This is a genomic window from Bradyrhizobium sp. Leo78 (genome assembly GCF_059512425.1).
Genome location: NZ_JCAMOT010000056.1, coordinates 1 through 21,732, shown reverse-complemented (window position 1 = coordinate 21,732; position 21,732 = coordinate 1). Strand labels below are relative to the sequence as shown.

General features: G+C 62.3%; 26 protein-coding genes. 16 read left to right on the top strand and 10 right to left on the bottom strand.

The genetic code is table 11. From position 1 onward, the window contains the following. Nucleotides 1-35: 35 nt before the first annotated feature. Complete coding sequence (locus tag AC5ZG1_RS38935) at nt 36-293, top strand: hypothetical protein (protein ID WP_028166438.1); 258 nt, start codon at nt 36-38, stop codon at nt 291-293. Nucleotides 294-375: 82 nt separating this feature from the next. Here the strand turns inward: AC5ZG1_RS38935 and AC5ZG1_RS38930 are convergent, their stop codons facing one another. Both AC5ZG1_RS38930 and AC5ZG1_RS38925 read right to left on the bottom strand, forming a co-directional pair. Continuing rightward, complete coding sequence (locus AC5ZG1_RS38930; RefSeq protein WP_130227524.1) at nt 376-630, bottom strand: hypothetical protein; 255 nt, start codon at nt 628-630, stop codon at nt 376-378. An 86-nt stretch (nt 631-716) separates the two neighbouring features. Beyond that, a complete protein-coding gene (locus AC5ZG1_RS38925) occupies nt 717-905 on the bottom strand; it encodes a DUF3072 domain-containing protein (RefSeq protein ID WP_496136068.1) in 189 nt (62 codons plus the stop codon). Nucleotides 906-983: 78 nt separating this feature from the next. On the opposite strand from AC5ZG1_RS38925, the gene AC5ZG1_RS38920 reads away from it, so the two are divergent. The 4 genes from AC5ZG1_RS38920 (at nt 984) to AC5ZG1_RS38905 (ending at nt 2,101) form a co-directional block, all read left to right on the top strand. Further along, complete coding sequence (locus AC5ZG1_RS38920) at nt 984-1,238, top strand: hypothetical protein (protein WP_245287457.1); 255 nt, start codon at nt 984-986, stop codon at nt 1,236-1,238. Between the two features lie 137 nt (nt 1,239-1,375). Beyond that, a complete protein-coding gene (locus AC5ZG1_RS38915) occupies nt 1,376-1,621 on the top strand; it encodes a hypothetical protein (RefSeq protein WP_456644918.1) in 246 nt (81 codons plus the stop codon). 67 nt (nt 1,622-1,688) lie between these two features. Then, complete coding sequence (locus AC5ZG1_RS38910) at nt 1,689-1,847, top strand: hypothetical protein (protein ID WP_165435335.1); 159 nt, start codon at nt 1,689-1,691, stop codon at nt 1,845-1,847. 26 nt (nt 1,848-1,873) lie between these two features. After that, entirely contained in the window at nt 1,874-2,101 is a 228-nt protein-coding gene (locus AC5ZG1_RS38905) for a DUF6894 family protein (protein WP_035691254.1), read from the top strand. Nucleotides 2,102-2,218: 117 nt separating this feature from the next. Here AC5ZG1_RS38905 and AC5ZG1_RS38900 read toward each other — a convergent pair whose 3' ends face one another. Beyond that, nucleotides 2,219-2,410 carry a hypothetical protein gene (locus tag AC5ZG1_RS38900; protein WP_130227526.1) on the bottom strand — a complete coding sequence of 64 codons (192 nt, stop codon included), beginning with the start codon at nt 2,408-2,410 and terminating at the stop codon, nt 2,219-2,221. A 141-nt stretch (nt 2,411-2,551) separates the two neighbouring features. Here AC5ZG1_RS38900 and AC5ZG1_RS38895 point away from each other — a divergent pair, with 141 nt between their 5' ends. After that, nucleotides 2,552-2,743: a hypothetical protein gene (locus AC5ZG1_RS38895; protein ID WP_496136067.1), complete on the top strand. Its 192-nt coding sequence runs from the start codon at nt 2,552-2,554 to the stop codon at nt 2,741-2,743. A 21-nt stretch (nt 2,744-2,764) separates the two neighbouring features. Here the strand turns inward: AC5ZG1_RS38895 and AC5ZG1_RS38890 are convergent, their stop codons facing one another. Together AC5ZG1_RS38890 and AC5ZG1_RS38885 are read right to left on the bottom strand one after the other, a co-directional pair. Further along, nucleotides 2,765-2,926, bottom strand: coding sequence for a hypothetical protein (locus AC5ZG1_RS38890; RefSeq protein WP_165435337.1), 162 nt, complete (start codon nt 2,924-2,926; stop codon nt 2,765-2,767). Nucleotides 2,927-3,032: 106 nt separating this feature from the next. Continuing rightward, entirely contained in the window at nt 3,033-4,541 is a 1,509-nt protein-coding gene (locus tag AC5ZG1_RS38885) for a PAS domain-containing hybrid sensor histidine kinase/response regulator family protein (protein ID WP_456644920.1), read from the bottom strand. Between the two features lie 267 nt (nt 4,542-4,808). On the opposite strand from AC5ZG1_RS38885, the gene AC5ZG1_RS38880 reads away from it, so the two are divergent. The 5 genes from AC5ZG1_RS38880 (at nt 4,809) to AC5ZG1_RS38860 (ending at nt 13,841) form a co-directional block, all read left to right on the top strand. Further along, nucleotides 4,809-11,090 carry a HAMP domain-containing protein gene (locus AC5ZG1_RS38880; RefSeq protein ID WP_130227528.1) on the top strand — a complete coding sequence of 2,094 codons (6,282 nt, stop codon included), beginning with the start codon at nt 4,809-4,811 and terminating at the stop codon, nt 11,088-11,090. Nucleotides 11,091-11,105: 15 nt separating this feature from the next. Further along, complete coding sequence (locus AC5ZG1_RS38875) at nt 11,106-12,602, top strand: sensor histidine kinase (protein WP_456644928.1); 1,497 nt, start codon at nt 11,106-11,108, stop codon at nt 12,600-12,602. Nucleotides 12,603-13,008: 406 nt separating this feature from the next. Further along, nucleotides 13,009-13,218, top strand: coding sequence for a hypothetical protein (locus AC5ZG1_RS38870; protein ID WP_028166427.1), 210 nt, complete (start codon nt 13,009-13,011; stop codon nt 13,216-13,218). Between the two features lie 163 nt (nt 13,219-13,381). Continuing rightward, a complete protein-coding gene (locus tag AC5ZG1_RS38865; protein ID WP_028166426.1) occupies nt 13,382-13,585 on the top strand; it encodes a hypothetical protein in 204 nt (67 codons plus the stop codon). 7 nt (nt 13,586-13,592) lie between these two features. Continuing rightward, nucleotides 13,593-13,841, top strand: a complete 249-nt coding sequence (locus AC5ZG1_RS38860; protein ID WP_456644921.1) for a hypothetical protein — start codon at nt 13,593-13,595, stop codon at nt 13,839-13,841. Here AC5ZG1_RS38860 and AC5ZG1_RS38855 read toward each other — a convergent pair. After that, entirely contained in the window at nt 13,838-13,981 is a 144-nt protein-coding gene (locus AC5ZG1_RS38855; protein WP_456644922.1) for a hypothetical protein, read from the bottom strand. The two genes, AC5ZG1_RS38860 and AC5ZG1_RS38855, sit on opposite strands and share 4 nt — an antisense overlap. Nucleotides 13,982-14,093: 112 nt before the next feature. Further along, nucleotides 14,094-14,525, bottom strand: a complete 432-nt coding sequence (locus AC5ZG1_RS38850; RefSeq protein WP_028166425.1) for a CBS domain-containing protein — start codon at nt 14,523-14,525, stop codon at nt 14,094-14,096. A gap of 164 nt (nt 14,526-14,689) precedes the next feature. Between AC5ZG1_RS38850 and AC5ZG1_RS38845 the strand changes: the two genes are divergently transcribed. After that, nucleotides 14,690-14,908: a DUF6894 family protein gene (locus AC5ZG1_RS38845; RefSeq protein WP_028166424.1), complete on the top strand. Its 219-nt coding sequence runs from the start codon at nt 14,690-14,692 to the stop codon at nt 14,906-14,908. A 28-nt stretch (nt 14,909-14,936) separates the two neighbouring features. Here the strand turns inward: AC5ZG1_RS38845 and AC5ZG1_RS38840 are convergent, their stop codons facing one another. Beyond that, nucleotides 14,937-15,188: a hypothetical protein gene (locus tag AC5ZG1_RS38840; protein ID WP_035691250.1), complete on the bottom strand. Its 252-nt coding sequence runs from the start codon at nt 15,186-15,188 to the stop codon at nt 14,937-14,939. Between the two features lie 169 nt (nt 15,189-15,357). Here AC5ZG1_RS38840 and AC5ZG1_RS38835 point away from each other — a divergent pair, with 169 nt between their 5' ends. Further along, nucleotides 15,358-15,618, top strand: a complete 261-nt coding sequence (locus AC5ZG1_RS38835; RefSeq protein WP_456644923.1) for a hypothetical protein — start codon at nt 15,358-15,360, stop codon at nt 15,616-15,618. A gap of 92 nt (nt 15,619-15,710) precedes the next feature. Here AC5ZG1_RS38835 and AC5ZG1_RS38830 read toward each other — a convergent pair whose 3' ends face one another. Then, nucleotides 15,711-16,445 carry a DUF72 domain-containing protein gene (locus tag AC5ZG1_RS38830; RefSeq protein WP_496136066.1) on the bottom strand — a complete coding sequence of 245 codons (735 nt, stop codon included), beginning with the start codon at nt 16,443-16,445 and terminating at the stop codon, nt 15,711-15,713. 299 nt (nt 16,446-16,744) lie between these two features. On the opposite strand from AC5ZG1_RS38830, the gene AC5ZG1_RS38825 reads away from it, so the two are divergent. The 3 genes from AC5ZG1_RS38825 (at nt 16,745) to AC5ZG1_RS38815 (ending at nt 20,826) form a co-directional block, all read left to right on the top strand. Further along, nucleotides 16,745-17,773 carry an HlyD family secretion protein gene (locus tag AC5ZG1_RS38825; RefSeq protein ID WP_456644924.1) on the top strand — a complete coding sequence of 343 codons (1,029 nt, stop codon included), beginning with the start codon at nt 16,745-16,747 and terminating at the stop codon, nt 17,771-17,773. Next, nucleotides 17,770-19,377, top strand: a complete 1,608-nt coding sequence (locus AC5ZG1_RS38820; RefSeq protein ID WP_496136065.1) for a DHA2 family efflux MFS transporter permease subunit — start codon at nt 17,770-17,772, stop codon at nt 19,375-19,377. Before AC5ZG1_RS38825 ends, AC5ZG1_RS38820 begins: the two co-directional genes overlap by 4 nt. A 138-nt stretch (nt 19,378-19,515) precedes the next feature. Beyond that, nucleotides 19,516-20,826, top strand: coding sequence for a PQQ-dependent sugar dehydrogenase (locus AC5ZG1_RS38815; protein ID WP_496136077.1), 1,311 nt, complete (start codon nt 19,516-19,518; stop codon nt 20,824-20,826). Nucleotides 20,827-20,830: 4 nt separating this feature from the next. On the opposite strand, the gene AC5ZG1_RS38810 is transcribed toward AC5ZG1_RS38815, so the two are convergent. Continuing rightward, nucleotides 20,831-21,088, bottom strand: a complete 258-nt coding sequence (locus AC5ZG1_RS38810) for a hypothetical protein (RefSeq protein ID WP_028166417.1) — start codon at nt 21,086-21,088, stop codon at nt 20,831-20,833. Nucleotides 21,089-21,732 lie beyond the last annotated feature (644 nt).

Below are 21,732 nucleotides of genomic sequence, written 5' to 3'. Positions count from 1 at the left end.
ATTGACTTTGGCTACGCCCGTTGCACAACCGCGTCATGGGTGACGTATCGAGTTCCGACACACCGCTGAAGGCGACGTTCAAGATCAAGCTGAACGGCGAGACCGTCACGATTGCGACCGTCGGCCAGGCCTATCGCTTCATCACCAATCTGAACTCGGTGGAGTGGATGGAATTCCGCACGCTGCACGACGAGGCGGTCAGCGCGCTGGAGAAAGCCGCCGACAACGCGATGCTGGCGATCCCGGCGACTAATGCGCTGCGCGCGCTGTTCGTGCGCGCAAAACTGCTCTGACAGGAAACGGGGCGCCCAGTCTCCAAGGCCACCCCGGATTGCCGCAGAGAGCCGCGATTCGGCCATGCCCCTACGAACACGGTCACAGCGCGTCCTCCGCCAGCAAGCGGTCATAGGCGAGCGCGGAGCGCAGGTTGATGGCGGCGATCTTCAGATAGCGCGATTCCTTCATGGCATTGTTCAGCATCAGGATCGCCGTTCGCCAGTGAACGCGTTCGCGCTGATCCTCAGTGAGTGATGAAAAGAAATCCGCCACGTCGCCAACGGTCGCGATCGTCCGCCCGTCCCTCAACGCAAGCGGGAACGGGAGCGGCGAATTCCTTTCGATATCCAGCAAGAGACGCTCCGGGCAACGATCAACCGACGCTTAAGTCACCCGGCTATATCATTTGTTAACAGGAGGCGAGGGGCTGCCGGCATCGGCTAGAAGGAATCCGCCAGCGCGATTTCCGCCTCGAGCGCCTGAATACGCCGCTCGGCTTCCTCAGAGCTCAGATCCCCCGCGTATTGGCTGGGCTGGTAGGCCTCCTCCGCAAGACCCTTCAATCGCAATGCCTGAGCGCGGGTCATTTGAGCACTGGCGCGCTCGCGTACCCCGCCATATTTCGCCACCGGTGTCCTCATGGTCCGCTGCCTCGTAGTCTCAAATCCGTGACTTGACTTTATGTTCTATTTTTGTTCTAACAAGCCATGGATAATAGAATTAATGAAATCCGTCGCAAGATCAGTGCGCTACGGGACGAGATGATCGTTGCCGAGGGCGTGGTCCGCGATCAGGTCAATCACGATCACGATTGCACGGAGGCGGCGCGCCGGCTGCTTGCCATGCGCTCGGAGATGACTGAGCTGATCGGTCAGTGGAAAGCTGCCGGCGGCAGCGAACGGCTGCCCGACGTCAGAGAGCACCTGAAACGCCAGCCGGTTGTGCGACCGAAGAAGGATTGAGCGCGCCAACCAGCCTCGCTAGCCGCGTTTGCGGATAGATAGGCGGGCAGTTGCGCGACAGCACAGCACGATGTGCTCCCGCCCGCTTCCAACCAGGAACGGACGTGGTTTCCGCGCGTTTTTACCGCAAGGAGACCATGACTGAGCCCTTGCCCATATTGATCGAAGATTCGGTGCAGATTGCCTGGGACTTTCTCGAGCGCGCCGGCGAGCTTGACGATGGCGCAGTCGCGAGCCGCTTTCTGGTCGACGATATCGAACTGATGGTGCGACGGGGAGAGCGGCGGCGCCTTCTGCTGGCGAACAGGGCGATCGACGACTATCGGCGCTTCAAGCACGGGCGCGCGATGCTGGTCGGGCGAGAGCTCGAACCTGCGACGTGACCGCGGCGGAGTGTCCGCGTTAGGAACAGATTTAGCGCTTGCGCTTGCTTCCTCCAGGAGGTGTCGCATGAGCAAGGAAACGCCACTCGATGATCCCCGGCAGCAGACCGACTGGGGTTCGCACAAGCAGACCGACAAACCGTGGAAGGAGAAGCCGGAGAAGGAGCAGCGATCCGGCGATCCCAAACCTGACCTCGAAAAGTGGCGGGAGAGCAATACCAGCTGAAGGCGGTCGCAGCCACGAGCATACCGATGACCCGCTATCACTTCTGGATTGTTGACCACGATCGGGCGCTCGATGCCATCGGACGACCGGTGGGTGACCGCGACCAGGCGCTCGTGCACGCCAAGCGGCTTGCGATCGATCTCGCTGAGAGCGGGCAGGAATATCTCGGCAAAGGTTATGCGGTCGTGGTGCTTGATGATGCCGGCATCGAGATTCATCGTGAAAGTATCGATACCGCCGAAAAGAGCGGCTGACGCGAACCAGGTCGATCTGCTCGGTGAACCGCGGCCGAGCAGTTGGCCGGTCTTTGGCAACCGGAATAGCGCAGCGAGTATTGCGCGTGTCGGCCCGATGCTCCCGTTCTTGGAATGTCAATCGACGATTGTTTCGGAAAGAGGCCGGTTCAGCCGGGAAAACCCGTGGAGGCGACCTTCCAGCAGGGCGTCCATGCCACGGCGGTGCAACAAGAGCAGTCCGACTGCAAGCTGGCGAAGATCGTTGCGGTCGGCGCCGACGGGGAGCCGGCGTGCGCGGCGCAGCGCGTCGGCCGCCTGTCGCTCCAATGGAGATCGCTTACGTTCCATAAGCTCGGCCCCCGGCGGCCATCGATAATAACTACATCGAATAGTGATAACATGGCCCATTTCAGCCGCCGCAACCGCCACATAGGTTAACTTCGGTGAGTTTTGTGTCGGACGGGAACGATGAATGACGATCGCAACCCGCTGCTCACACTGATCTCCTGCGAGATCTGCAGGAAGACAATGCGGCTCGAGCGGAGCGCGCCGGGCGAGGACGGCAAGGACGTCATTCAATATCGCTGCGAGCAATGCGGGCGCATCGAACGGGTCCGGCTCGTCCGGGGAAGCTGGCCGTCCACGAGTCAGGCCGGTTGATGGGGTCGCCAAGGCTTCAGATCAGGCCGCCGACGTGACCAACTCGGTGCCCGGATAGGCGACCATCCAATCGTCCAGCAATTCATCGGAGCTGGAATCGTCGAGCACGAGCGGACGGCATGCCGCCAAATCCCTCCCGTGCGCGAGCTTGCTGCGTTTCGGCGGTCTCCTGCGGGTGGTCATTGGCCATCAATGCTCCAGCGGCATTTCCCATGGCTGCCGCAACAACAGATCTGGGGGCGGGCAGGTTCCTGCGAGCCGCAAGAAATGGCGACCCGCGCCGCGGGGGTCAGTCGTGCCCGGTCAGCTTGGACAGCTCACGGCTGAGCTCGTGAAGCTGGTAGGGCTTGCGGAGGATTGGAAAATCCATCCTGACGTGCTTGACGGAATCGGAATAACCGGTCGTGAGCAGGACTGGCAGCGTCGGATTTCGCTCTCTGATCTCGCGCGCCAGCTTCAGTCCGTCCATCTTGCCGGGCATGATGATGTCGCTGAATACGAGGTCGACATCGTCAGCCTCGATCTCTTGCAGCGCCGTCTCGGCGTTAGGCACCCAGCGGACGGTGTAGCCGAGTTGCTCGAGCAGCCCGGTACTTGCGTCGGCCACAGCGGGATTGTCCTCGACCAGCAGAACGGTCGCGGAGGCTTGCTTGTTCAAGCTCCCCTGTTCGTGATGCACGGCCGCGCTGCTGCGGGGCAAGCGGAGACGGACCTTGGTGCCCGTGCCAAGCGCGCTTTCGATCTCGATCGTCCCGCCGGCTTGGTGGACGAAGCCATGCACTTGGGAGAGGCCGAGGCCAGTTCCCTTGCCGATGGGCTTGGTCGTGAAAAAGGGATCGAACACCTTGCTGAGCACATCTTGTGGAATGCCCGCGCCGGTATCCTCGACTGAAATCAGAACCTGATCCTTGTCCAGATCATTGCGCGCCGAGATGGTGACGGTGCCGCCTTCCGGCATCGCATCGCGGGCGTTGATGACAAGGTTGAGGAGGGCGGTTTCGAACTCGGTGGGATCGAGGAAGACCGGCCAGACGTTGGGCTGGATATCGATCTGCAACGTCACCATGCTGCCGAGGGCACTTGCCAACACCTCGCGCACCGACATGATCTGGCGATCGACGTCGATGGTCCGCGGATTGACGCTCTGTCGTCGGGCGAAGCTGAGGAGCTGGCTCGTCAGGGACGCGGCACGTTGAGTAGCGTTCTCGATCGCGCTCAGTGCGCCCAGGGCCTTCACGCTTGTTAGCTCCTTTTTGATTTTATGCAGATTGCCTGAGACGATCATCAAGAGATTGTTGAAGTCGTGCGCGACACCGCCGGTCAGTTGGCCGAGCGCGTCCATCTTCTGGGATTCCGCAAGCTGTCGCTGTATCTGCTCCAGCTTGAGCTGCGCTTCGCGTCGCTCCGTGATGTCGCGGGTGATCTTGGCAAAGCCGATCAGGCGGCCGGAGCGGTCGCGAATCGGGTCGATCACAACGCTCGCCCAGAAGAAGGAGCCATCCTTGCAGACGCGCCAGCCTTCCTCCTCGTAGTGGCCGGTCTCCTCGGCGATCTTCAACGCCCGTGCTGGCTTGCCCGCCGCCCGATCCGCCGGGGTATAAAAACGCGAGAAGTGCTGGCCGATGATTTCCTCGGATGAATAGCCCTTGATTCGCTCGCCACCGGCATTCCAGTTCACGACGATGCCCTGTGGGCTCAGCATGTAAAGGGCGTAGTCGGTGACGGCCTTGACCAGAAGACGGAAATTGCGCTCGCTCTCGAAATAGTCCCGTTCGAGCTGTTTGGTCTTCTTGGCCATATGAAATCCTGCCCCGCCGACAGCAAACGCCAAAGTGCGACCTTCGTTCCCGCTTTAGGCTTGGTCTAACAGCTTGCTGAGCAGTCGCAAAAAAGTTCCCGAGGACCCGGAACCTTCCGTCAGATCTCTCATTGGTATCGTTCCGCTGTCTCCGCGTGTTATCGCTCATTTTTTCGGTCTTGATTAGATCGCAACCTATCCGTCTTATGCATCCGATGGTCCGGAACTTCGAAAATCTAAAGCCGGCCAACGTGCAGGGGGAATTTTATGAGCGATTTGGGTCCGGCTCCTCGTAGTCGTGGCGAACCCCGCCGTAACAAACAAAACGGCAAGATCGATCCCGCCCAGGACCTGTTGCAGTCGCTCCAGGCGATGCGGGCCGGTGACTTCACCGCGCGCATGCGCGGCGACTATCTCGGGATTGACGGCAAGATCGCGGACGCCTTCAACGAGATCGCCGCGGCGAACGAGCGCATGGCCCAGCAGCTCGAGCGCGTCGGCCAGGTCGTCGGCCGCGAGGGACAGACCCGCCAACGGGTGAATCTCGGCCTTTCAAGTGGCTCGTGGGCGGACATGGAAGGCTCGATCAACACCCTGATCGACGACCTTTTGTGGCCGACGCGGGAAGTGACGCGCGCGGTCGCGGCGGTCGCACAAGGCGACCTGCTGCAGACCGTTCAGCTTGACGTCGAGGGGCGGCCACTGCGCGGCGAATTCCTGCAGTCGGCGAACATCGTCAACACGATGATCAAGCAGCTCGGCGTGTTCACGTCGGAAGTGACGCGCGTGGCACGGGAAGTCGGCGTCGAGGGCCGGCTTGGCGGGCAGGCCCAGGTGCCGGAGGTGACCGGTGTCTGGAAAGATCTGACCGAGAGCGTCAACTCGATGGCCAACAACCTGACAGGTCAGGTCCGCAACATCGCGGAGGTGACGATCGCAGTCGCCAATGGCGACCTTTCGAAGAAGATCACGGTCGACGTCCGCGGCGAGATCTTGCAGTTGAAGGAAGCGATCAACACCATGGTCGATCAATTGCGCTCGTTCGCGTCCGAAGTGACGCGCGTCGCGCGCGAGGTGGGTACCGACGGCAAGCTTGGCGGCCAGGCGATCGTGCCCGGCGTCGCCGGCACCTGGAAGGACCTGACCGATTCCGTCAATGCGATGTGCGGCAATTTGACCGCGCAGGTGCGCAACATCGCCAACGTGACGACCGCGGTGGCGCGCGGCGACCTGTCGCGGAAAATCACCGTCGACGTGCGCGGCGAAATCCTGGAGCTGAAGGACACCATCAACACGATGGTCGACCAGCTCAACGCCTTCGCGGGCGAAGTGACGCGCGTCGCGCGCGAGGTCGGCACCGAAGGCAAGCTCGGTGGCCAGGCCCAGGTGCCCGGTGTCGGCGGCATCTGGAAGGACCTGACTGATAACGTCAACTTCATGGCGTCCAACCTGACCGCCCAGGTCCGCAACATCGCCGACGTCGCCACTGCGATCGCCGGGGGCGACCTTTCCAAGAAGATCACGGTGAATGTGTCAGGCGAGATCCTTCAATTGAAGGAGACGCTGAACACCATGGTGGACCAGCTCAACGCGTTCGCGTCCGAAGTCACGCGCGTGGCGCGTGAAGTGGGCACCGAAGGCAAGCTCGGCGGTCAGGCCAACGTGCTCGGCGTTGCCGGCACCTGGAAGGACCTGACTGATAACGTCAACTTCATGGCGTCCAACCTGACCGCCCAGGTCCGCAACATCGCGGAAGTGACGACGGCCGTGGCCAATGGCGACCTCTCGAAGAAGATCACGGTCGACGTGCGCGGCGAAATCCTGGAGCTGAAGGACACTATCAACACGATGGTCGACCAGCTCAACGCCTTCGCGTCCGAAGTCACGCGCGTGGCGCGCGAGGTCGGTACCGAAGGCAAGCTCGGCGGACAGGCGCTGGTGCGCGGCGTTGCCGGCACCTGGAAGGACCTGACCGACAGCGTCAATTCGATGGCATCGAATCTGACCGGCCAGGTTCGCAACATCGCGGAAGTCGCAACTGCGGTGGCGAAGGGTGACCTGTCGAAGAAGATCACCGTGAATGTGTCAGGCGAAATCCTTCAATTGAAGGAGACGCTGAACACCATGGTGGACCAGCTCAATGCGTTTGCGGGCGAAGTGACGCGCGTGGCGCGCGAGGTCGGCACCGACGGCAAGCTGGGTGGCCAGGCGGAAGTGCCTGGCGTCGCCGGCACCTGGAAGGACCTGACCGATTCCGTGAATTCGATGGCGGGCAACCTCACGGCGCAGGTGCGCAACATCGCGGAGGTCGCGACCGCGATCGCCGGCGGCGACCTGTCGCGCAAGATCACGGTCGACGTGCGCGGCGAGATCCTGCAGCTCAAGGAAACGCTGAACACCATGGTCGACCAGCTCAACCGCTTTGCGGGTGAGGTGACGCGCGTCGCACGCGAGGTCGGCACCGAAGGACGTCTGGGCGGTCAGGCCAACGTGCCCGGCGTGGCTGGCACCTGGAAGGACCTCACCGACAGCGTCAACTCGATGGCCGGCAATTTGACCGCCCAGGTCCGCAACATCGCGGAAGTCACCACCGCCGTGGCGCGCGGCGACCTCTCGCGCAAGATCACGGTCGACGTGAAGGGCGAAATCCTTGAGCTGAAGAACACCATCAACACGATGGTGGACCAGCTCAACGCCTTCGCTTCCGAGGTGACGCGCGTGGCGCGCGAGGTCGGCACTGAAGGCAAGCTCGGCGGCCAGGCCGAAGTGCCGGAGGTCGCCGGCACCTGGAAGGACCTGACCGACAACGTCAACTTCATGGCGTCGAACCTGACGGCCCAGGTCCGCAACATCGCGGAGGTCGCGACCGCGATCGCCGGCGGCGACCTGTCGAAGAAGATCACCGTGGACGTCCGCGGCGAGATTTTGCTGCTGAAGGAAACGCTGAACACAATGGTGGAGCAGCTCCGCTCCTTTGCGGCCGAAGTGACGCGCGTGGCGCGCGAGGTCGGCACCGAGGGCCGGCTGGGCGGTCAGGCCGTGGTGCCTGGCGTCGCCGGCACCTGGAAGGACCTCACCGACAACGTCAACCTGCTGGCGGCCAACCTCACCACTCAGGTGCGCAACATCGCGGAAGTCACCACCGCGGTGGCGCGCGGCGACCTCTCGCGCAAGATCACCGTCGACGTGAAGGGCGAAATCCTCGAGCTGAAGAACACCATCAACACCATGGTGGACCAGCTCAACGCGTTTGCGGGCGAAGTGACGCGCGTGGCGCGCGAAGTCGGCACCGAAGGCAAGCTCGGCGGCCAGGCCGAGGTGCGCGGCGTCGCCGGCACCTGGAAGGACCTGACCGATACCGTGAACGTGATGGCCGCCAACCTGACCGAGCAGGTGCGCGGCATCGTCAAGGTCGTGACGGCGGTCGCCAATGGCGATCTGAAGCAGAACCTGACCGTGAAGTCGAAAGGCGAGGTGGCCGCGCTCGCCGACACCATCAACAACATGACCGAGACCCTGGCGACGTTCGCCGATCAGGTCACGACCGTGGCGCGCGAAGTCGGCGTCGAGGGCCGGCTCGGCGGGCAAGCCAACGTGCCCGGCGCCGCCGGCACGTGGAAGGATCTGACCGGCAACGTCAACCTGCTGGCCGCCAACCTGACCTCGCAGGTCCGCGCCATCGCGGAGGTCGCAACCGCGGTGACAAAAGGCGACCTGACCCGCACCATTCAGGTCGACGTCCGCGGCGAGGTGGCAGAGCTCAAGGACAACATCAACACCATGATCGGTAACCTCCGTTTGACGACGGACCGCAATACCGAACAGGACTGGCTGAAGACCAATCTCGCCAGGTTCACCAATATGCTGCAGGGGCAGCGCGATCTGTCGACCGTGGGACGGCTGCTGCTGACCGAATTGGCGCCCGTGATCAACGCGCATATGGGTGTAATCTACCAGGTCGAGAGCGCCGAGATCCCGCAACTGCGTCTGTTGTCCGCCTATGCCGACGACGGCGCCAAACCGCATCCATCAATCGTGCGCTTGGGCGAGGGACTGATCGGCCAATGCGCACTGGACAAGCGGCAACGGCTGCTTTCGGACATTCCTGATGATGTGGTCCCGGTGAATTCGGCGCTGATGCGCGTGCTGCCCAAGAACGTGGTGGTATTCCCGGTCCTGTTCGAGAACCAGGTCAAGGCTGTGATCGAGTTGTCTTCGCTCGCGTCGTTCACCGCCTCGCAGATTACCTTTGTAGAGCAGCTCACCGACAGCGTCGGCATCCTGCTCAACAGTATCGAGGCGACAATGCAGACCGAGGGCCTGCTAAAGCAGTCGCAACAACTCGCGGGCGAGCTTCAGGCCCAGCAGCGGGAATTGCAGCAGACCAACGAGCAACTCGAACTGAAGGCGCAACAGCTCGCCGAACGCAACGTTGAGGTCGAACGCAAGAACCAGGAAATCGAGCAGGCGCGCCGTGCGCTGGAAGAAAAGGCGAGCGAGCTTGCGCTGACCTCGAAATACAAGTCGGAATTCCTGGCCAACATGTCGCACGAGCTGCGCACGCCGTTGAACAGCATCCTGATCCTCGGCCAGCAGCTTTCGGATAATCCCGAAGGCAATCTTGCGCCCAAGCAGGTTGAATTCGCCCGCACCATCCACGGCGCCGGCACCGACCTGCTCAATCTGATCAGCGACATCCTCGACCTCTCGAAGATCGAGTCCGGTACCGTGACCGTGGACGCCGAGGAAATCCTGACATCGAGCCTGCTCGAAACCGTCGGCCGACCGTTCCGCCATGAGGCGGAAAACCGTCATCTGTCGTTCAGCATCGAGGTCGACGAGACGCTTTCCCGCAGCATGGTCACCGACTCCAAGCGCCTGCAGCAGGTGCTGAAGAACTTGTTGTCCAACGCCTTCAAGTTCACCGCCGAGGGCGGCGTCAAGCTGACCGTCTCGGCCGCGGTCGGCGGTTGGAGCGCCGAGCATCCAATTCTCAACACCGCACCCGCGGTCGTTGCCTTCGAGGTGAGCGATACCGGCATCGGTATCCCCCTGGACAAGCAGAAGCTGATCTTTGAAGCGTTCCAGCAGGCGGATGCAGGCACCAGCCGTAAATATGGCGGCACCGGCCTTGGCCTTGCGATCAGCCGCGAACTCGCGAGCCTGCTCGGCGGCGAGATCCATCTGCGAAGTGCGCCGGGCAGGGGCAGTACCTTCACGCTCTATCTGCCGCTGAAATATTCCGGCCCGAGCGTTGCGCTTCGCGTGCCCCCCGCGCTGCCCTTATCGCAGGGCGGTGCGCCGGCGTTGCAGGCGCCCGCAACGCAGGAGCGCGTGGCGGAGGTGCTGGACGACCGGCTCAATCTCGAGCCCGGAGACATGATCCTCCTGATCGTCGAAGACGACCCGCATTACGCGCGGGTCCTGGTCGATCTCGCACGGGACAAGGGTTTCAAGGTCCTGGTCGCGAACCGCGGCGCCGAGGCATTGGACCTCGCCAAGCAGTTCCAGCCGACCGCGGTTTCGCTCGATGTGTTCCTGCCCGACATGCTCGGCTGGACCGTGCTGAGCCAGCTCAAGCACAATCCGCTGACCCGGCACATACCGGTGCAGGTCATCACGCTCGACGAGGACCGGCAGCATGCGCTGGCGCGCGGCGCCTTCTCGTTCGTCAACAAGCCCACGACGACCGAGGGCGTCAGCGCGGCGCTCGCCCAGATCAAGGAATATGCAAGGCCGCGACGCAAGCGGCTCTTGATCGTGGAAGACAATCCGGCCGAACGGCTCAGCATCAAGGAACTATTGGATCATAAGGACGTCGAGATCGTCACCACCGGTACCGGAGCCGGAGCGCTCTCGACCTTGCGAAGCATCCCTTGCGACTGCGTCGTACTCGATCTGCGGCTGCCCGATATGAGCGGCTTTGAGGTGCTCGACGAAATCCGCAAGGATGAAAGCCTGTCCAATGTTCCGATCGTAGTCTTCACCGGACGGGAACTCTCGGCCGAGGAGGATGCCGAGCTTCACACAATGGCGCGCAGCATTGTCGTAAAAGGCGTCGAATCCCCGGAACGTCTGCTCGACGAAACGTCACTGTTCTTGCACCGTGTCATCACTGAATTGCCGATTGAAAAGCAAAGGATGCTGGAGAAACTTAACAGTTCCGATGAGGATCTCATTGGCAAGACGGCGCTTCTCGTCGACGATGACGCGCGAAACATCTTCGCACTTTCCAGCGTGCTCGAACGGCGTGGTATGAAGGTACTGACGGCTACGACGGGCCATGAGGCGATCGCGCTAGTCGAATCCAATCCCAAGATTGCCATCGTCCTGATGGACATCATGATGCCGCAGATGGACGGCTATCAGACCATCGGCGTGATCAGGCAGAATGCGGCGCTTGCCCGTCTCCCGATCATCGCACTGACCGCAAAGGCGATGAAGGGCGACCGAGAGAAATGCCTGGAAGCGGGCGCGTCGGATTATCTGGCCAAGCCGGTGAACACCGAGCAATTGCTGCTCGCCATCCGCATGTGGCTACATCGCTGAAGCGGCATGAAGATGATGGACCATGAAAAGGTAAACATCCTTCTGGTCGACGATCAGCCGGCGAAGCTGCTGGCCTATGAAGTGATCCTGAAGGAGCTCGGCGAGAATCTGGTGGTGGCCGCGTCGGGGCGGGAAGCGCTCGAGTTTCTGCTCAAGAACGAAGTCGCGGTCATCCTGGTCGACGTCTGCATGCCCGAGCTCGATGGTTTCGAGCTCGCTGCCATGATCCGCGAACATCCGCGCTTTCAGAAGACCGCGATGATTTTCATCTCGGCGATCCAGGTCAGCGATTTCGATCGGCTGCGCGGCTATGAGATGGGCGCGGTCGACTACGTTCCGGTGCCGGTGGTGCCGGAAGTGCTGCGCGCCAAGATCCGTGTCTTCGCCGAGCTCTACCGCAAGACCCGGCAGTTGGAGCGGCTCAATTCCGAACTTGAGGACCGCGTCCGCGCGCGCACCGCTGAGCTCGAGCAATCGACCGCGCGGCTGGTCGAAAGCGAACAGCGCCGCAGCATGGCCATTGCCGCCGGCAAGATGGGCTCCTGGGACTGGGACTGGGTCAACGGCGACTGGATGTGGGACGATGGCCAGTACAAGATCTTTGGCGTCGATTCCAAGAGCTTCGAGCTGACATCCGCGAATATTCAAACGCTGTTTCATCCCGAGGATTTCGATGGCTTGCGCGAGGCCTGGACCGAATTCGCGAAGGGCGTGAAATCATACGAAGCCGAATTCCGCATCATCCGCCCCGACGGCGAGGTGCGCTGGTGCGTCGGCACGGCGGCTGCGACCACCGACAAGAAGGGCCGCGTGGTGCGGGTCAGCGGCGTCACCGTCGACATCACCGACCGCAAGCGTGCCGAAGAACGGCAGAGCCTGCTCACGCGAGAAGTCGATCATCGCGCCAAGAACGCTCTCGCGCTGGCGCAGTCGATCGTACGGCTGACGCGCGCGCAGAATGTCAACGCCTATGTGCAGGCGGTCGAGGGCCGGATCACGGCGCTGGCGCGGGTTCACACCGTGCTGTCGCTGTCGAGCTGGCAGGGCGCGGAAATCCGGCGACTGGTGGCCGAAGAAGTAGCGCCGTATTCGGAAGCCGGACAAATCCAGTACGAGGGTGCGGAGGTCCAGCTCGAGCCTGCCACGGCGCAAACGCTGGCGCTGGCGCTGCACGAGCTCGTCACCAACTCCGCGAAGTATGGCAGCCTTTCCTCGCTGTCAGGCCGGCTCGCCATCACCTGGGAAGTGCAGAGCGATAGGCTGATCCTGGCGTGGGTTGAAACAGGTGGACCGCGCGTGACCAAGCCGACCTCCAAGGGATTCGGCACAAGGAGCGTGATCGCCAGCATCGAGACCCAGCTTGGCGGCAATGCCGATTTCGATTGGCGCCCTGAAGGCCTGGTCTGTCGCCTAACGGTGCCGTTGCAGGGAAAGCCGCGCACGGAGGCTGCTTCATATCGAGATATGAATGCGCCAGGATCGGAGCCGGCGCTCAGTTCGCGCACTGCATAGCCGCGACGGATCAGGCATCGGAAGCCGCGATTAGGAACGTTCTCGTCACTGGCCGATTAGTTTCATCGACGTCTTAAGGATGGCTTGCGATGAAACTGACACGAATTGCGTTGGCTTTCGGATTCATGCTGTGCCCCGCGCTCGCACTGGCGCAAACGGGTGGCGCACCGAGCGGGCGCGGATCGACCACGGGAGACCCGGCCGCGAGCTCCGCCACGCCAGGCTCCGCGCCGACAACCGGCAGTGCAACGAGACCGAGCCGGAGCGGTAGCGGGACATCGACTTCAGGCGGGCGGGACAACAATGGCGACGCCGGCCGGGACCGAATGCCCGAGAGCAACATGACCGTTCGCCCGAACGATCCCGACAAGAAGTAATCGCGAAGACGTTTGCAACGGAGAGGAAGATGGGACTTGCGCAATACGCCATCGTGCCAATTCGCGACCAATGGGGAGTGCTGCATGACGGCGTTGTGAACGGTGAATATGCGACCAAGGAATCCGCGTTCGAATCGGCCGTCGCTGCTGCATCTTTGGCGATTCGGCAGGGCCATGAAGTGCATGTGAGCGTGCCGGCGCGGGAGCAGGGCGAAGCCGCCATGCAGTCCAAGCCTTAGCTGCGGAGGAGCGAGGGTTGCCAAGAGAGGCCCGTTGGGCTGTTTTTCGAGTGATCCGTTCCCGCCTAGCCGTTTATTTTTGTTCGCGCGAAGTAACCTGAGTTAGCGACGATAGATTGTTGGAGGCGCGATTCTATACTCACTTGCGAAGCGGGAGACTTCCATGACGGCAAAGCGCAATCGAAGAAAGAACAGCGTGCCGTTCGACGAGCGGCTCCAGAGAGCGGCAGACGAGGCACGCGCGGCAGCCGAGCAGTTGCCGCAAGGTGAGGCGCGCGACGCATTGCTGAAGAAGGCAAGGCAAGCGGAAACCGCCGCTCATCTGAACGAGTGGCTGACATCGCCCGGCCTGCAATCGCCGCGCTGAGATGACGATGGATCGCAAGGCTGCCTGTCTGGCGCAGGCCGATGCCTGCCGGGCGAGGGCGCAAGCCGATCCAGCAAATAGCGATCACTGGATCGAAGAATCGATCAAATGGCTCGAGCGAGCCATCGATCCAACGGGCGGCCTCTCGATGACTTTCGAGACGAAGGATGAGCAGCAGCTCACGTCAGATGGCGCCGTCGCCCCGATCGCATCTTTCGACGTCCGAGCCTCGTCAACCAGAACCGACGGGACCTAGTCGGATTCGACATAAGCCATTCGCGAACAGGCGATCGCACCCAAGGCGATAACGACGCCAGCGGCGATCAGGAAACTCGGCAAGTATAGGGACACGGTCGGCGAACCGGCGGTCTGCCGCACATGGTTGGGACTGTTCATCCCAGCAGATATCTCAGCATCCCCGTGAGCAGTGCCGCGCTGACGATCGCCAATGTCGCGCAAAGCAGGTCTAGGTTGAGGCTGACTTTGTCGTGTTGATGCTCGTGCATCGCTATAGCTGTGCATGTTGGGCGCTGGGACGAGAAATCTCGCTCAGCGCCACGCCGGCGCTGTCACCGCCGTTGGCCTGCGCAATATCGCCGAGCGCAATGATACCGACCAAACGCTTTTCGCGATTGAGTACGGGCATGCGACGGACCTGAATCTCGCCCATAATTGCCGTCACCTCGTCGAGATCCTGATCTTCGAAGCAGTACTTCACCTCGGCAGTCATGACGTCCCGGATCCGCGCCTCCGGCCCGCGGCCCATGCCGACGCCGCGAATAGCGATATCGCGGTCGGACACCATGCCGACGAGGCGGTCGTTCTCGGTGACCGGCAGCAGTCCGACGCCGAGTGCGCCCATAGCCTCTGCCGCATCCTTCAAGCTGTCTTCAGGAGTACAGAGCTGAACGTCGGGGGTCATCGCATCGCAAACTCTCATGGCAGACCTCGCTGTCGTCGTTTAGCGCCTAACCGATGTTGCGGATCGGCGTTCCTTCGGGCCGCAGGATTTTCAAGGCGGGACCGAACGGCGGCTACGACCGGGAACCAAGTCGGGCTGTCGTGCGTAGTCTGGGGTGAGACGATGCCAGGCGGGAGCGAAAAATGCCGCTCTACCATTTCGATCTCGTCAACACCAAGACGGTTGCCGATCAAGGCGGCGCGGAACTCGCTGACGATATCGCCGCGATGGATTCGGCCGACAACATCGCACGGCGGCTGCTCGGCGAACACCCGGACCTGAAGAACAGGCACTACTCGATCCTTGTCACCAACGAAGACGGTGACGAGATTTGTCGATTGCCGCTAGACATCATCCACTAGGCAAGGCGCGCTGCGCCTATGACCGATCTTATCGCGAGATCAACGACAGCTCGATGGTGCGTGCGCGCTTGTATTGCTGAAACGCGGAAATGGCGCGGTTTGACAGCACAAGCCTGTTGTGCTGGCCCTGGCTGATCATGAAGGCGACTTTCTCGATCAGGAAATGGTGTGCTTCCACCGGATCATCGATTTCGCCAGCCCGCCTGAGGTAGTCCCACGCGATCTGTACCGCGCTCTCCAGCAGCACGGGAAAGGACTCGTCCTTGAACCATGCCGACATGTCGGTTCCTCGAATTTACTGGGGAACCCGGTTTGCCGTATTTGGTTCCTAAGTGTTCTCGCGATCTATTGAGCGTGGACGGCGAAACGCACGAACTTACGTCCACGGCGCTAGGAACCGGTTCGGGCGGCGCCGGGTTGTGCCGAAAGGTCAATCCAAGGAGATACCGATGAAGAAGATCATTCTGGCCTCTGCATGCGTTCTGGCATTGTCTGCCGGCGCCGCGCTCGCGCAGCAGGCCCAGCCCGCGCCCGGTGCATCCAGCGAGGGCAATGTCGGGCCTGGCGCGACACCGCATACGAGTACGCACATGAACAAGAAGGGCATGACGACCGGCGCCGGCGGCGGCTCGAGCCGCGCGGCCCATCCTTCCAGCCATGGTGCCGGGACCAAGAGCGACAAGGGGACGCAATCGGGCGGCCGATATTAGACCGATGCGATCAAGAAAAATGCCGGCCATGAGCCGGCATTTTTCGTCAACTGGCTGCAATTACTGATCGAGGGCGCTCGGTCTGCTGGTTCCTACTTTCCCCCTTCAATCAATTGTCGCAGTGCAGCCGCGTCGGCGGGCGCGGCGCTCTTCTGGTCGTTGTCGAAATAGACGTAGACGTCGCAGCCCTGCTTCTTCCAGGAACGAATGCGCTTGGCCCACTCCGCCAGTGTCGCATCGCGATAATGGCCCTTATATCGGCCGCCGGGGCCGTGGCCTCTGACGTAGACGAAATCGGCGGTGCGCCTCCACGGTGCCGGCGCGTCGTGATGGTCCGAAATGCACAGCGAGATGTTCGCATCGGACAGTAGTCGCATGACTTTCGGGGCATACCAGCTTGGGTGCCGAAACTCGAAGCTGTAGCGGCGCTCTTTCGACAGCAGCTTGAGGAAGGAGGCGAGGCGATCCGGCTTAGCCTCAAACTGCGGCGGCAGTTGAAACAGGATGGGACCGACCTTGTTTCCCAGCAGCGACAGGCGAGCTTCGAGCAGCTCGAGACTGTTGACCGAGTTCTCCGACAGGCGCTTCCAATGTGTGATAAACTTGGACGCCTTCCAGGCGAAGACAAAATCCTGATCCGTCTGCTCGCGCCAGCCCTTCACCGCTTCGGGCGTTGGCGTGCGATAGAAGACGCCGTTCAATTCCGTGGTCGGAAACTGGCTTGCGTAGTAGCGAAGCTGGTTCTTGAGCGGCAGGCCTTTAGGGAAGAACGGCCCCCGCCAGGAATCGTAGTGCCAGCCGGATGTCCCGATCAGAATGCGCGCCATAAACTCGCGATGCGTTGGAGCGAAATGAAGCACAGAGAACCGGCACTCTGTGTGAGGGTTCCAATTCCAATCGGTAATCCCGGTCGTTCGCCGGAACCATGGTCTGACCGCGCGGTTAGCCAAATCGATTGCAAATGATCTCCTTCGCTTGAGGTGCTGTCGTGGATGCCATGACCCGAGAGCATGGGCCGTCCGCAGAAGAAACGCGGCCTCCGGAACGCGCTCCCGAACAGAAGCCTGAATTCAGGGATGTCGGCGAAACGCAAGACAGCCCGCCGACCGCGCCCGAGAAGCCATCGATGCGCGATCGGCTCCGCGAGCATTGGCTGTTGGCGATCGTGGGCGCCTGCGTTCTCCTGGCTGCGCTGATTGGCGGCGTCGTCTATTGGCTCGAGGTCCGTAACTACGAATCTACCGACGATGCTTTCGTCGCCGCCCGCAGCTTCTCGGTTGCGCCGAAGGTCGGCGGTTACCTTGTCGATGTGCCCGTTACGGATAACCAGCACGTCAATGCGGGCGATCTCCTCGCCCGTATCGACGATCGCGACTACAGGATCGCCGTGGACCAGGCCGAAGGGCAGGTTGCAGCCGCGCAGGCCAACATCGCCAATCTCGAGGCTCAGATCACCAGCCAGCAAGCCCAGATCGATCAAGCGAGAGCACAACTCGCGCAAGCCGAAGCGCAACTGCAATTCGCGCAGCAGGAGGCCGCGCGCGCCGATGATCTGCTGCAGAAGGGCGCCGGCACACTGCAACGTGAGCAACAGACCAAGTCCGATCTCGAAGCGCAGCAGGCCAACACCACGCGTGCGAGAACGGCGGTAACGGTGGCGGAGCTTGGGATCAAGCCGCTGCAGGCCCAACGCGAGAGTGCCAAGGCCTCGCTGCAACAGGCAGAGGCACAGCGCGATCAGGCCAAGCTCAATCTCGACTACACCAACGTCACAGCGGCCCAGTCCGGGCGCGTCGTCAAGCTGAGCGGCGCCAAGGGCACATATGCGATGGCCGGGCAGAGCATCATGATGTTCGTGCCCGACGAGGTCTGGATCGTCGCCAACTACAAGGAGACCCAGCTTCGCGACATGCGTCCGGGCCAACCCGTCGAATTCAGGATTGACGCCTATCCGGACCGCAAACTGACCGGACGCGTGGACTCGGTGCAACCCGGCTCGGGTACGGCGTTCAGCCTGCTGCCGGCGGAGAACGCCACCGGCAATTACGTGAAGGTCGTGCAGCGCGTGCCGGTGAAGATCGTGGTCGATCATTGGCCCGCCGACGTCCCCGTCGGCCCCGGGATGTCGGTCGTGCCCTGGACGAAAGTGCGATGACCGACACGACGCAGGCCGGCGGCTGGTCGCCGGAGCGTTCCGCCGCCGGTGGACACAATCCCTATCTCATCGCCTTCGTCGTCTCGATCGCGACCTTCATGGAGGTGCTGGACACGACGATCGCCAACGTCGCACTGCGCCACATCGCGGGCGGACTGGCGGTCGGGATCGACGAGAGCACTTACGTCATCACCAGCTATCTCGTCGCCAACGCGATTGTGCTGTCGATTTCCGGCTGGCTCGCCACCGTGATCGGACGCAAGCGCTTCTACATGATATGCGTGGCAACCTTCACCGTGGCCTCGCTGCTGTGTGGGTTTGCCTGGAGCCTGGAATCTCTCGTGCTGTTCCGCATCGTGCAAGGGCTCGGCGGAGGAGGCATGGCGACCTCCGAGCAGGCGATCCTCGCCGACTCCTTTCCGCCGGCCAAGCGCGGCCAGGCGTTTGCGATCTACGGCATCGCGGTCGTGGTGGCGCCGGTGATCGGGCCGACGCTCGGCGGCTGGATCACGGACACCTATTCGTGGCACTGGGTGTTCCTGATTAACGTGCCGATGGGACTGCTTTCGCTGTTCCTCGTGGGGACGCTGGTGAACGAACCGTCGGGTGCCGAGGAGGAGCGAAGGGCATTGCTTCGGAAAGGACTTCGCGTCGATTATGTCGGTTTCGCTCTGGTTGCGATCGGGCTCGCTTCGCTGGAATTCGTCCTCGACGAAGGCCAGCGCAACGACTGGTTCGGATCGAACATGATCCTGGTTTTTGCGCTGGTTTCCGCCTTTTGCCTGCTGGCGCTGATCCCCTGGGAATTGACGCGCGAGGAGCCCATTATCGAGCTTCGCCTGCTCGGCCAGCGGCAGTTCGCGGCTTGTTTCCTGGTCATGCTCGGCACCGGCGCAGTCTTGATTTCGACCACCCAGATCCTGCCGCAACTGCTGCAGGCGGACGAGAACTATACCGCGACGCTCGCGGGTCTCGCGCTGTCGCCGGGCGGCATCTTCACGATGGTGATGATGCCGATCGTCGGCAGGCTCGTGAGCGTCGTCCAGCCGAAGCACCTGATCATGCTCGGCGCCATGATCGTGACGCTCTCGATGTGGCATCTCACGGGGCTCACCCAGGATATCTCCTATGGCTATGCGGCGTGGTCGCGCATCTTTCTCGGCATCGGGCTGCCGTTCCTGTTCCTGCCGGTGACGACGGCCTCCTACGATGGCGTGCCGCCGGAGAAGACCAACCAGGCGTCGGCGCTGATCAATGTCGCGCGCAACATCGGCGGCTCGATGGGAGTCGCGCTGGCGCAGACCGTGCTGGCGCAACGCCAGCAATTCCATCAGAGCCGGCTGGTCGAGCATGCCGCGCCATCCGACATCGGTTACCAGCAGACCATCGATGCGATGACGCGCTACTTCCAGGCGCAGGGCTCCAACGCTTCCGAGGCGGCATCGCAGGCGATCGCATGGGTCGGCCAGACATTGCAGCGCCAGATCGACTTCCTCGCCTATATCGATGTGTTCTGGACGCTCGCAGTCATCGGCGCCCTGATGATCCCGCTCGCGCTGAGCATGCGCTCGATCGATCTCAACGCGCCGGCAAGAGGACATTGACGGCCAAATCGTCGCAACCACAGACGCGATTGTGAAATGAGCCAGCCAAGGTTCTGGGCTATGGATGCGTGTTCGCGAGATCATCGTCTCGCGTGAGGATATGAAATGCCCTGGAAGCCAGTTGCAGCGAGCGTCGTGATGGCGGCCTTGCTTGAGTTGATGAATGCAGCTGCTGCAAGCGCGCAGCCTGCTGTGCTGAAGGGACAGGAAGCCTATGGCGATTGGCGGCGCGACAAGCCCGGCACGTTGCGCCTGATCACGCCGCAGGATCTGCCCAAGCCCGGCGCGACGCCATCGAGCGCGAACATGTCGCGGGTGGTGCCGCGAACGGCCTCCGCAATTCCTCAAGTGCCGCCAGGGTTCAAGGCCGAGCTGTTCGCCGACGGCTTGAACGGGCCGCGCATCATCAAGACCGCGCCGAACGGCGACATCTTCGTGGCCGAGACGCGCGCCGGGCGTATCCGGGTGCTGCGCGCCGCCGATGGGGCGACGAAGCCTACGATCAACGAAGTCTACGCCAGCGGCCTCGATCGTCCGTTCGGCATCGCCTTCTTTCCGAATGGCGATAACCCGCAATGGCTCTATGTCGCCAACACTGGAAGCGTGGTCCGCTTTGCCTATCGCAATGGCGACCTCAAGGCTTCCGGCAAGCCGGAGACAGTCGTCGCCAAGCTGCCGCACGGCTCGGGTCACTCGACCCGGGACATTGTCTTTACGCCCGACAACAAGCGGATGCTGGTCTCGGTCGGCTCGGCAGGCAATTCGGGGGAGGGCATGGGTAGCCCGCCGGGTGGCTTGGAAGCCTGGAAGCGCGAGCGCCCGCTCGGCGCCGCCTGGGGCAACGAGACCGACCGCGCGGCGGTGCTCGCCTTCGATCCTGACGGCAAGAACCAGCGCACCTTTGCCACCGGCATCCGGAATTGCGTCGGGCTTGCGATGCAGCCGCAAACGGGCGTGCCTTGGTGCTCCACCAATGAGCGCGATGGCCTCGGCGACAACCTCGTGCCCGATTATGTGACCCGCGTCCGCGAGAACGCGTTCTATGGCTGGCCGTGGTTCTACATCGGTGCCAACCAGGATCCGCGGCACGCCGGCGCGCGGCCTGACCTGAAGGACAAGGTCACGGTCCCGGACGTGCTGCTGCAGGCGCATTCCGCTTCGCTTGGCCTCACGTTCTATGACGGCCAGAGCTTTCCCGCCGAGTATCGCGGCGACATATTCGCGGCCCTGCATGGCTCGTGGAACCGGTCGAAGCGCACGGGCTACAAGGTGATCCGCATCCGGTTGAAGGACGGCGTGCCGACCGGCGAATACGGGGACTTCGTGACCGGCTTCGTCATCAACAATTCCGAAGTCTGGGGACGCCCGGTCGGCGTCGCCGTAGCGCGTGACGGTGCGCTGCTCATTACCGAAGACGCCAATGGCACGATCTGGCGGATCAGCCGTTAGCCTCTTAGCCTTGCCCGTCGCTGAGCCCGTATTCCTCGTAAATCGCCAGCGGATCGGCGTCGGGAAACAGCCGGCACTTCGCTTGCGCCAGATGCAGGGTGACGGTTCCGCGATCGCAGCCGGCCGCAAGCAGCTTTCGGATGTCTTCCATGTGCGGACGCGGCTGGTGTTTTGAGGGAAGCTGCTCGAGGGCGACGAGCGCCGTCGCCAGCGCCTCGGTGATGACCCATTCGTCGTGGCCGGTGATTCCCTTTCTCGGCATCGCCACACCTCCCGCATTGGAGCAAGGTACATTCTAGCGTAAAGCCAGGGCGCGCCAGCGTAAAGCCACGGCGTACCGCCATTGTTGGATTGCATCCAGCAAGGCAGATGCCTACGACGTGCACACCATTTCCGGCACAGCATCATGCAGCAATTAAGGCTTCCGGCCGACGATCTCACCGGCGGGCTCAACACGTTTGCTGAATTGGTGGGCGCGCTGGGCCCGCTGGACGCAAGCCGCGGATGATGGGTTTCGCTGCGCTCTACCCATCCTACGCTGTCGTCCCCGCGAAGGCGGGGACCCATAACCACAGGATGTGGTTGTGGAGAAAAGCAAGCGGTGGTAGCGGAACATACAACAAAGGCCTGGGGTTATGGGTCCCGGGTCCCGGCTACGCCAAGGGGCTTCGCCGAGGCGGGCAAGCCCGGGACGACGTGGGGAGAGATCACGGTTCAATTGTCAAACAGCGAGAGGATGTGAGTCCGCGTTCTCGCGGCATTCGCTGCCCGAGCTTTGCATCACTTTCACCCTCTCATCGAACAGAGGGCGCAGGGAAAGCCGGGTGCTGGTTGCACCCATGGGTCCCGTGCAACAAAAAGCACGGGAGTAGGACCACAGGTTCAACCGAAGCATTCCGGCTTTCC

Bases quoted from the DNA above. Each gene is read 5' to 3' on its own strand.
- AC5ZG1_RS38825 (WP_456644924.1), top strand. From the start codon at position 16,745: ATGCGCGATCGGCTCCGCGAGCATTGGCTGTTGGCGATCGTGGGCGCC.
- AC5ZG1_RS38935 (WP_028166438.1), top strand. From the start codon at position 36: ATGGGTGACGTATCGAGTTCCGACACACCGCTGAAGGCGACGTTCAAG.
- AC5ZG1_RS38880 (WP_130227528.1), top strand. From the start codon at position 4,809: ATGAGCGATTTGGGTCCGGCTCCTCGTAGTCGTGGCGAACCCCGCCGT.
- AC5ZG1_RS38855 (WP_456644922.1), bottom strand. From the start codon at position 13,981: ATGAACAGTCCCAACCATGTGCGGCAGACCGCCGGTTCGCCGACCGTG.
- AC5ZG1_RS38860 (WP_456644921.1), top strand. From the start codon at position 13,593: ATGGATCGCAAGGCTGCCTGTCTGGCGCAGGCCGATGCCTGCCGGGCG.
- AC5ZG1_RS38840 (WP_035691250.1), bottom strand. From the start codon at position 15,188: ATGTCGGCATGGTTCAAGGACGAGTCCTTTCCCGTGCTGCTGGAGAGC.
- AC5ZG1_RS38830 (WP_496136066.1), bottom strand. From the start codon at position 16,445: ATGGCGCGCATTCTGATCGGGACATCCGGCTGGCACTACGATTCCTGG.
- AC5ZG1_RS38875 (WP_456644928.1), top strand. From the start codon at position 11,106: ATGGACCATGAAAAGGTAAACATCCTTCTGGTCGACGATCAGCCGGCG.
- AC5ZG1_RS38820 (WP_496136065.1), top strand. From the start codon at position 17,770: ATGACCGACACGACGCAGGCCGGCGGCTGGTCGCCGGAGCGTTCCGCC.
- AC5ZG1_RS38865 (WP_028166426.1), top strand. From the start codon at position 13,382: ATGACGGCAAAGCGCAATCGAAGAAAGAACAGCGTGCCGTTCGACGAG.
- AC5ZG1_RS38870 (WP_028166427.1), top strand. From the start codon at position 13,009: ATGGGACTTGCGCAATACGCCATCGTGCCAATTCGCGACCAATGGGGA.
- AC5ZG1_RS38905 (WP_035691254.1), top strand. From the start codon at position 1,874: ATGACCCGCTATCACTTCTGGATTGTTGACCACGATCGGGCGCTCGAT.
- AC5ZG1_RS38910 (WP_165435335.1), top strand. From the start codon at position 1,689: ATGAGCAAGGAAACGCCACTCGATGATCCCCGGCAGCAGACCGACTGG.
- AC5ZG1_RS38815 (WP_496136077.1), top strand. From the start codon at position 19,516: ATGGCGGCCTTGCTTGAGTTGATGAATGCAGCTGCTGCAAGCGCGCAG.
- AC5ZG1_RS38835 (WP_456644923.1), top strand. From the start codon at position 15,358: ATGAAGAAGATCATTCTGGCCTCTGCATGCGTTCTGGCATTGTCTGCC.
- AC5ZG1_RS38845 (WP_028166424.1), top strand. From the start codon at position 14,690: ATGCCGCTCTACCATTTCGATCTCGTCAACACCAAGACGGTTGCCGAT.
- AC5ZG1_RS38920 (WP_245287457.1), top strand. From the start codon at position 984: ATGGATAATAGAATTAATGAAATCCGTCGCAAGATCAGTGCGCTACGG.
- AC5ZG1_RS38810 (WP_028166417.1), bottom strand. From the start codon at position 21,088: ATGCCGAGAAAGGGAATCACCGGCCACGACGAATGGGTCATCACCGAG.
- AC5ZG1_RS38915 (WP_456644918.1), top strand. From the start codon at position 1,376: ATGACTGAGCCCTTGCCCATATTGATCGAAGATTCGGTGCAGATTGCC.
- AC5ZG1_RS38890 (WP_165435337.1), bottom strand. From the start codon at position 2,926: ATGACCACCCGCAGGAGACCGCCGAAACGCAGCAAGCTCGCGCACGGG.
- AC5ZG1_RS38885 (WP_456644920.1), bottom strand. From the start codon at position 4,541: ATGGCCAAGAAGACCAAACAGCTCGAACGGGACTATTTCGAGAGCGAG.
- AC5ZG1_RS38850 (WP_028166425.1), bottom strand. From the start codon at position 14,525: ATGAGAGTTTGCGATGCGATGACCCCCGACGTTCAGCTCTGTACTCCT.
- AC5ZG1_RS38895 (WP_496136067.1), top strand. From the start codon at position 2,552: ATGAATGACGATCGCAACCCGCTGCTCACACTGATCTCCTGCGAGATC.